6 protein-coding genes are annotated in these 7,870 nt (G+C 69.8%); 4 read left to right on the forward strand and 2 right to left on the reverse strand.

Annotation, left to right across the window (positions count from 1 at the left end; genetic code table 11):
- Positions 1-1,561 (reverse strand): LVIVD repeat-containing protein (locus HUW62_RS43880; RefSeq protein WP_176437843.1); only part of this gene is annotated, 1,561 nt, incomplete at its 3' end.
- A gap of 312 nt (positions 1,562-1,873) precedes the next feature.
- On the opposite strand from HUW62_RS43880, the gene HUW62_RS43885 reads away from it, so the two are divergent.
- A complete protein-coding gene (locus tag HUW62_RS43885) occupies positions 1,874-2,815 on the forward strand; it encodes an NAD(P)/FAD-dependent oxidoreductase (RefSeq protein WP_176437844.1) in 942 nt (313 codons plus the stop codon).
- A 31-nt stretch (positions 2,816-2,846) separates the two neighbouring features.
- Positions 2,847-3,728, forward strand: a complete 882-nt coding sequence (locus tag HUW62_RS43890; RefSeq protein ID WP_163871071.1) for an AraC family transcriptional regulator — start codon at positions 2,847-2,849, stop codon at positions 3,726-3,728.
- 527 nt (positions 3,729-4,255) lie between these two features.
- On the opposite strand, the gene HUW62_RS43895 is transcribed toward HUW62_RS43890, so the two are convergent.
- Positions 4,256-5,161 (reverse strand): LysR family transcriptional regulator, encoded by a 906-nt coding sequence (locus tag HUW62_RS43895; RefSeq protein ID WP_176437845.1) that lies wholly within the window; start codon positions 5,159-5,161, stop codon positions 4,256-4,258.
- 78 nt (positions 5,162-5,239) lie between these two features.
- Between HUW62_RS43895 and HUW62_RS43900 the strand changes: the two genes are divergently transcribed.
- Together HUW62_RS43900 and HUW62_RS43905 are read left to right on the forward strand one after the other, a co-directional pair.
- Complete coding sequence (locus tag HUW62_RS43900; RefSeq protein WP_176437846.1) at positions 5,240-7,483, forward strand: DPP IV N-terminal domain-containing protein; 2,244 nt, start codon at positions 5,240-5,242, stop codon at positions 7,481-7,483.
- 93 nt (positions 7,484-7,576) lie between these two features.
- A partial coding sequence (locus tag HUW62_RS43905) for a hypothetical protein (RefSeq protein ID WP_176437847.1) occupies positions 7,577-7,870 on the forward strand: 294 nt, incomplete at its 3' end.

Below are 7,870 nucleotides of genomic sequence, written 5' to 3' on the forward strand. Positions count from 1 at the left end.
GCTCCGTCAGCACCAGCAATCCACGGGACGTATCCACGACATACACATGACCATCTCCAGGAACCTGGAGCCCCGTGGCCCCCTCTTCCAGCGCGTCCCCGCGTCCCGGGTCCGTCTCACGATAGCTATTGAAGTACGCCACTTCACGCGGTTGCGTGGGATTGCTCACATCCAATACACGCAGCCCTTCCTGGTGATACGTCACATACAGCCGCGAGCCCCGCAACTCCAGCGCGCGCGGTGACACCACGCCGCGCAACCCATACTCCCCAATCTTCACGATGTCGCGCGGCTCGCTGACATCCAGCGCCCGCAGTCGCGCCCCCGCGCCCAGGCTGCTCTCGAACGCCACGATTCTCCCGCCGAACGTGCCCACCGCGCTCGCGCGGCTGTTCGCATACGGGTACGTGTACCGACCCAGCAACTTCACCCCGCCGCCGGAGTTCGCGTCGACGACCTGCAAGCCATCCCGCAGGTGATTCACATACAGCCGGCCCTCGTAGCTCACGGGCCCGCGCGACGACGGATTCTCCGAGACGCGCGCCCCGGAGACGATGTGCTGGAGCAACTTCGGCTCGGAGGGCGTGGAGATGTCGAACATCAGCGTGCCCGCCGACGCCTCCGTGGCCACCGCGTAGAGCCGGTTCCCATCCACGCTCACCATCCCGAGACTCACGGGCTGCTCCGGCACCCTGCGCACGAACACCGGCGCGGAGGGCAATGAGATATCGAGCACCACCACGCCCGAGCTCGCGCTCGCGACATAGAGCACCCCGTCCTTGAACGTCGCCCCCCGCCAGTCCGAGTCCTCCGGCAGGCTCATCCGCGCCACGCGCACCGGCGCCTCGGGCACCCTCACGTCGAAGACGGTGAGCCCTCCACGCTGTCCCTCGCGGTCCTGCGAGATGACATAGGCGTGGCCGTCGATGACCTGCACGTCCACGGGCATGCCCAGGTCCACCCAGCGCTCGGAGACCAGCTTCAGTCCCCCGGAGACCTCGTGCTCGCCCTTGAAGCGCGCCACGCGCTCGGCGCGGAACGTCCCCGACTCCACCAGCGCTCCATTGAGACACCGCGAGAAGCAGCCCGTCAGCGAGCGCGGGCCCACCGCGTTGCAGCCCACGAAGGTGAACAGCCCGTCCGGGGACTGACTGGAGACGAGGAACGTCTGCGCGTCCCACACCCCGGCCACGGCGGCCGCTCCGAGGACCTGCTCGGGGACGCCCGCGGAGTTGAGCTTGAAGCCTCCGCCCAGGGGCGCCGCGCGTGCCTCCTGCGTGCCGCGCGCGTCGAAGCGCAGTTCACCGCGGTACACCCCCTCGCGCTCCAGCCCCTCCAACGAGCGGCGTTTGCAGCCGGACAAGTCGAACGACGTCAGGCCGCCGCAGGTCTTGTCCGCATCATCCAGCACGCGACAGACGGAGAGGGGGCCGGTGTCCATCCAGTCACCCCGCTCCTCGAGCGGTGCGTACCGTCCATCCCACGGCGCTTCTTCCGACGAGGTGCAGCCGGACGCGGCGCAGGCGAGCAGGACCATCAACGCGAGACGCGTGGGCTGCATCGCATACCTCCTGGGTGGGGAGCCGCACGCCGGCCCTGGTGCTCCCGTCCCTCAGTGTAGGAACACGGCTTCCTCTCCGGGAAGCCGACCCTTCGCACGAGTGGTCAAAGGCGTACGTACTGAAGCATGTGCCCATTGTTCCCACCTGCTCAAAGGGCGCCATACCTGGCCGGTCGTCCTCGTCGAGCGACCGCCTGCTCGCCCGCGGTACCGGGGTGGCTGGAGGCACCGTGTCGCCGGACCCGCCGATGCGCCGATTCCCCCTGAAACCTCGCTCTCCCGCGAGCGGAGGCCGGCGTTTAGTTCTTTCCCATGAGCGACACTCTCGAGAAGGACGTGGTGATTGTGGGCGGCGGCCCCGCGGGCCTGAGCGCGGCGCTGGTGCTGGGGCGTGGCCGCAAGAAGGTTCTGCTATGTGACGCGGGCTCGCCCCGCAACGCGGCGGCCGAGCACATCCAGGGCTTCGTCACCCGTGACGGCACGCCGCCTCGCGAGTTCCGCGCCATCGGCCGCGAGCAACTGCGCCCCTACGACGTCGACGTGCGCGACGTGCGGGTGAACGGCATCGAGCGACTCGGCGACGCGCGCTTCCGGGTGACGCTGGAGGGCGGAGTCGTCGTGGAGTCCCGCCGGGTGCTCTTGGCCACGGGCATGGTGGACGTGCCGCCGGACCTGCCGGGTTACCGTGAGCTGTGGGGCAAGGCCCTCTTCCAGTGTCCCTACTGTCACGGCTGGGAAATCCAGGACCGGGCCTGGGGCGTGTTCGCGGGGACGCCAGCGGAGGCGGAGCTGTACCTGGACTTCGCCCTCTTCCTGAAGGGCTGGACGGCGGACGTCACCCTGTACACGCAGGGAGCCTTCCCCGTATCGGACGAGCGACGCGCGCAGTTGAAGCGCGCGGAGGTGCGGCTGGTGGAGGGCCCGGTGAAGCGCCTCATCGCCTCGGCGGACGGAAGCGCGCTGGAGGCGGTGGAGCTGGAGGACGGGACGCGCGTGCGACAGGAGTACCTCTTCGTCCGTCCGCCGCAGCGGCACGTGGCGCTGGTGGAGGGGCTGGGGCTCGCGCTGGACGAGATGGGCTTCGTGAAGGTGGACCCGATGCAGCAGACCTCCGTGCCCGGCATCTCCGCGGCGGGGGACCTCACCACGCGCCTGCAGGGCGCGCTCATCGCGGCGGCGGCGGGTGCGCAGTCCGCCTACGTGATGAACCACCACCTGAATCTGGAGGCGCTGGGCGGCAGCCACGGGAAGTGACGTCGGGTCGAACCCCGCGCTACGAAGGCCCATGGCCACCGCACACGCCGAACACGACCACCCCTGGTCCGCCATCCAGCGGGACTTCGAGGAGAAGCGGCGCCTCATCTGGGTAGGGCCACAGCGGCCCCTGTCGTCGCGGCACTCACGCACCCACTCCGCGGTGCACTCGTATGCCGTCGTGATGCTGGTGCTGCGCGGGGAGTCGAAGGTGCGGCATGCGGGTGACCTGGTGCTGCGCGCGGGCGACGTGCACCTCATTCCGCCGGGAGATGCGCATGGCCGCGAGCACTCGGATGCGGAGTGCCTGGGGCTCGGCTTCTATCCGGAGGCGGTGTCCTCGGACGCGGAGGAGCGCGCGGCGCGGCTGGGGCCCCTCTTGCGCGTGCGCGGTGGTTGTCACCCGGTGCTGCGGCCCACGTCCGTGCAGCGTCGACGGCTCTTGCGGTGGATGCGGCTGATGGAGGAGGAGCAGTCGCGTCAGGAGCGCGGCAGTAACGAGGCCAGCCACTCGCTGCTCCGGCTGGTGCTGGTGGAGCTGGAGCGGATGGCCTTCCCGGACACCGTGCCCGAATCCTCGTCGATGGGACTGAGCCGTCGGGCCCTGACGTACATCGAATCCCACTGCCTGGAGCCGCTGTCGCTCGCGAAGGTGGCGCGGGAGCTGGGGCGCTCGGCGCCGCACGTCGCGGGCGTGGTGCGTCAGGAGACGGGGCGCTCGGTGGGTGAGTGGATTCTCGAGTGCAGGATGGCCGAGGCGCGCAGCCGGCTGCGTCACACCGATGAGCGGGTGGACATCGTCGCGGAGCGGGTGGGTTACGCGGACGTCACGCACTTCATCCGACTCTTTCGCCGCGTGCATGGTGTGACACCCGCCGCATGGAGGAGGCGGATGGAGGCAGGGGTGCGCTGAACGCGCGTTCTGTACTTTGTTGCCCGATTCAATTGACAGGAAACTGTCATCTCGGTAGTTCGTGCGCATGCCGACGCCGATGAGGGAATCGTCGGGAGCGAGCCATCTCAGGCCCGCTCCCCGAGGCGCATTGTCGTGCCAACGCTTCAACGAGCGAGGGGATTCGTGGTGGCAGCGCGGGCGGTGTCGCTGATGGCGCCGAGAGCGAGTCGAGGCAAGCGAGGTGAAGAGAGCGTTCGCCTCTACCGGGGTCCGCGAGAGGTTGCTTCACCACCGGAAGCGAGAGGAGCGCCGCCGTTGCTCTGCCCCTTCTGGTTCAACCTCGGGCCGCAGGCGGCGGCGAACGACACGGAGCCTGTCACGCGGGCCAAGGGCCGACGGAGCAAGAAGCCCACACCCTCCTGAGTGGCTCGGAATGTGGGCAGGCCAGGCGAGCGCGGACTGCTCCGCTCCGCATGCACCGTGAACGAAGCGCTCGGCGTGGCGCAGCAGTGCCGCGAGCCCTCCGCACCTGGCTCGGAGTCTGCTCAGTCCGACGAGCCCTTGCCCGAGCGGGAGACCGCTTCATGTGCGAGGACGCGGAAGTGCTGCGCGGCGGGTGAGGGCCGAGGCCCGGGAAAGGCCACCACCAGCTCCGCGTGGTGGGGCGCACCGCTCAGGGGGCGGAACACGACGCCCTTGGGGCACAGGGCCTGGGAGGACGCGGGGGCGATGGTCAATCCCAGTCCCGCCTCCACCATGCCGACGACGGAGGGCCACGAGCGCGCTTCCTGGACGATGTTCGGAGAGAAGCCCGCGGCCAGACACATGCTCGTCACCAGGTCATGCAGGCCCGGCGCTGAATGGCGGGGGAAGAGGACGAACGGCTCGTTCGCCAGCGAGGCCAGCGCGACGACTTGCTGACGGGTGCGAGGGTGGCGCGCCGGCAGCGCGAGCACGAAGCGCTCCCGGAGCAGCCGCTCGACGGTGAGCCCTTCGTGACGGAAGGGCGCCCGGATGATGGCGATGTCCAGCTCGCCCGACGCGAGCGCGGCGCCCACGTTCAGCGTCTCGCTGTCATCCAGCTCCAGCTTCACCTTCGGGAACCGGGTGCTGAAGCGCAAGACGATATCCGGCAGCACGCCGAAGGCCGAGGACGCGGCGAAGCCGACGCGCAGCGTGCCCGTCTCGCCGCTCGCCGCCTGCCGCACCGTGTGGATGACATCCGCGCGCCGGGCCAGCAGCGTGCGAGCCTCCTCCAGCAGCCTGGCGCCAGCGGCGGTGAGCGCCACGTGGCGGCTGGTGCGCGTGAGCAGCTCGACTCCCAGCTCGGTCTCCAGTCGGCGAATCTGCTGGCTGAATGGCGGCTGGGCCATGCCGATGCGCGCGGCGGCTCGTCCGAAGTGCAGCTCCTCCGCCACGGCGATGAAGAGCTGGAGCTGACGGAATTCCATATCGAGACGATAACCGTCTCGATGGGCCTCGAAAGATATATTGGTCGTGAAGGATGCACCTCCCTACCATCCTGGTGCATGCGATTCCCCTTCATGGCCCTCGGCGTGGTGCTCGCGACGCTGACCGGCGCGCCCGTCCTGGCGCTCGACGGTGATGCTCACTCGGTCACCGTCTACGAGCCCACTCCCGAGGCGGGCGTCCAGGCGAAGCTGGACGTGGCGGACCAGTTCAGCCGGCGGGTGGAGCTCCTGCGAGACAGCCTCGTCGCGCCCCGTTGGCTGCGCGAGGGAGACCGCCTGGTCTTCTGGGCGCGCGAGGGCAGGGACGGCGGGACGTGGGTGCTGGCGCACGCGAAGACGGGGGAGCTCAAGCCGCTCGTCTCGGGTGAGCAACTGCGCGAGCAGCTCTCGGCGCTCGTGGGCAAGCCCGTCACGGCGCCTCGCTTCTTCGACTTCGCCTTCACTCCGGATGAACAGGGCATCGTCTTCCGGCTGGGGGGGAAGACCTTCGGCCTGGGCCTGACGGGAAGTCGCGTCACGCAGCTGTCGGCGGAGGACCGTGCCGCGCAGGCGCTGTCACCGGAGCACTTCCTCGCGCCGCGGGGAGGCGCGCTCGCGGTGCAGCGCCAGGGCGGCTTCGCGGTGCTGGGCGCGGACGGCGCCACCGTGGTGGAGCGTGCGGGGGAGACGAACCTGGACTGGCGGATTCCCGCGCGCCCCTGGTCACCGGATGGGCGCTTCCTGGTGGTGTGGCGGGACGACGTGCGCGCCGTGCATCAGGTGCCCGTCGTGGACTACTCGGACGCGCTGGAGAAGGTGACGACGGTGCCGTACGCGAAGGCGGGGACGCCGCTTCCGCGCTCGGAGCTCCATGTCGTGGATGTGGCCACGGGCCGAGTGACGCGCATCCCTCCTGTGGAGGGCGAGACGTATGACTGGTTCGCCGGCTGGAACCCCGAGGGCACGGAGGCGCTGTGCCTCCACCTCTCGCGCGACGCGAAGCGGCTGGACCTCACCGCGGTGACACCTGGGACGGGGCAGCGTCGGCGGGTGCTGCGCGAGGAGCGTCCGGAGACCTTCGTCACCGGCCTGGACTTCGCGACGGGCGGTTGGGCGAAGCAGGTGACGGCGCTGCCAGGCGGACGTGGCTACCTCTGGATGTCCGAACGCGACGGCTGGCGCCACGTGTATGCGTATGACCGCGCGGGGAAGCTCCTGCGGCAGCTCACGCGAGGCGCCTTCCCCGTGCACGAGGTGGTGGGCGTGGCGCCCCAGGGTGACGCCCTCTACGTGCTGGCCTCCGCCGACAGCGGCGCGCCGTACGAGCAGCTCTTCTACCGGGGCAGCCTGAAGGGCGGCGCGCTCAAGCGCCTGTCCTCGGGCTCGGGGATGCACCGAATCACCCTGTCACCCTCGGGTCAGCACTACGTGGACGCGTGGTCCTCCCGCACGCAGCCCCGGTTGCGGGAGCTGGTGTCCGTGGACGGAGGCAAGCCCGTGCGCCTCACCACGGCGGACGCGAGTGAGCTCGAGGCCCTCGGGAACTCGCGGCCGGAGCCCTTCGTCGTCAAGGCCGCCGACGGCGTCACGCCCTTGCACGGCGTGCTCTACAGGCCGCGCGACTTCGACCCGGCGAAGCGCTACCCGGTGCTCGTCTATATCTACGGCGGCCCGTTCTTCAATCTGGTGCCATGGAACTACATCGGCAATTCGATGTCGTTGACGGCCAGCGGCCTGGCGCAGCTCGGCTTCGTCACGGTGCTGCTGGACCCTCGCGGAGGCCCGGGGCGGAGCAAGGCCTTCCAGGACGCGAACTACGGCCGCGTGGGCCAGACGGAGATTCCCGACCACGTCACGGGGTTGAAGCAGGTCGCCTCCACGCGGCCGTGGATGGACCTGGAGCGCCTGGGCCTCTACGGCCACTCCTGGGGCGGCTACTTCGTGCTGCGCGGCATGCTGACGGCGCCGGACTTCTTCAAGGCGGGCTATGCCGGAGCACCGGGCGCGCTGACGGAAGAGGCCATCATCAACGAGCCCTACCTCAACCTGCCGAGCGCCAACCCCCAGGGCTACGCGGTGGGTGACAACCTCGCGCTCGCGGACAAGCTGAAGGGCCCCCTGAAGATGATGCACGGCACCAGCGACGTGAATGCCACGCCCTCGGTGACGATGCGGATGGCGGAGGCGTTGATCCGCGCGGACAAGCACTTCGAACTGCTCATCATGCCCGGCCAGCCGCACTCGCCGCAGGGCGCCGCCGCCCGCTACTACCTGGACGACGTGGGCCTGTTCTTCCTCAAGACGCTGGGCACGCCTCGATGATGCCCACTTTTGGCCACCTGAGCCCATATCGTCCCCACGGGTGTCGGCGGAGCGACTAGACTCAGACTCGTGGCCAGAACCCGTGCGAAATGTGTGAACTGCGGCGCCCCCTTCCTCAAGGCGGTGGAGCGCGAGCCCCTCTGTACCCATTGCGGCGCCGAGCGGCCCCGGCCCCAGGGCATCCCGCTCCAGCCGGGGTGGAGGGAAATCAACCCCACGCCGCGACCCCAGGCCTCGGGTCGCGCGGCCGCCATCATCCTGGGGACCGCCTTCATGGTCTGCATGGGGGCCGGGATGATCAGCTTCCTGGTGATGTCCGCGGGGGGGCCCGAGCCCATGCCCGCGCGCGTGGCGGAGCGGCCCCGTCCGCCGCCCGCGGTCATCTTC

The organism is Myxococcus sp. AM011 (genome assembly GCF_013372595.1).
GTDB classification, from domain to species: domain Bacteria; phylum Myxococcota; class Myxococcia; order Myxococcales; family Myxococcaceae; genus Myxococcus; species Myxococcus eversor.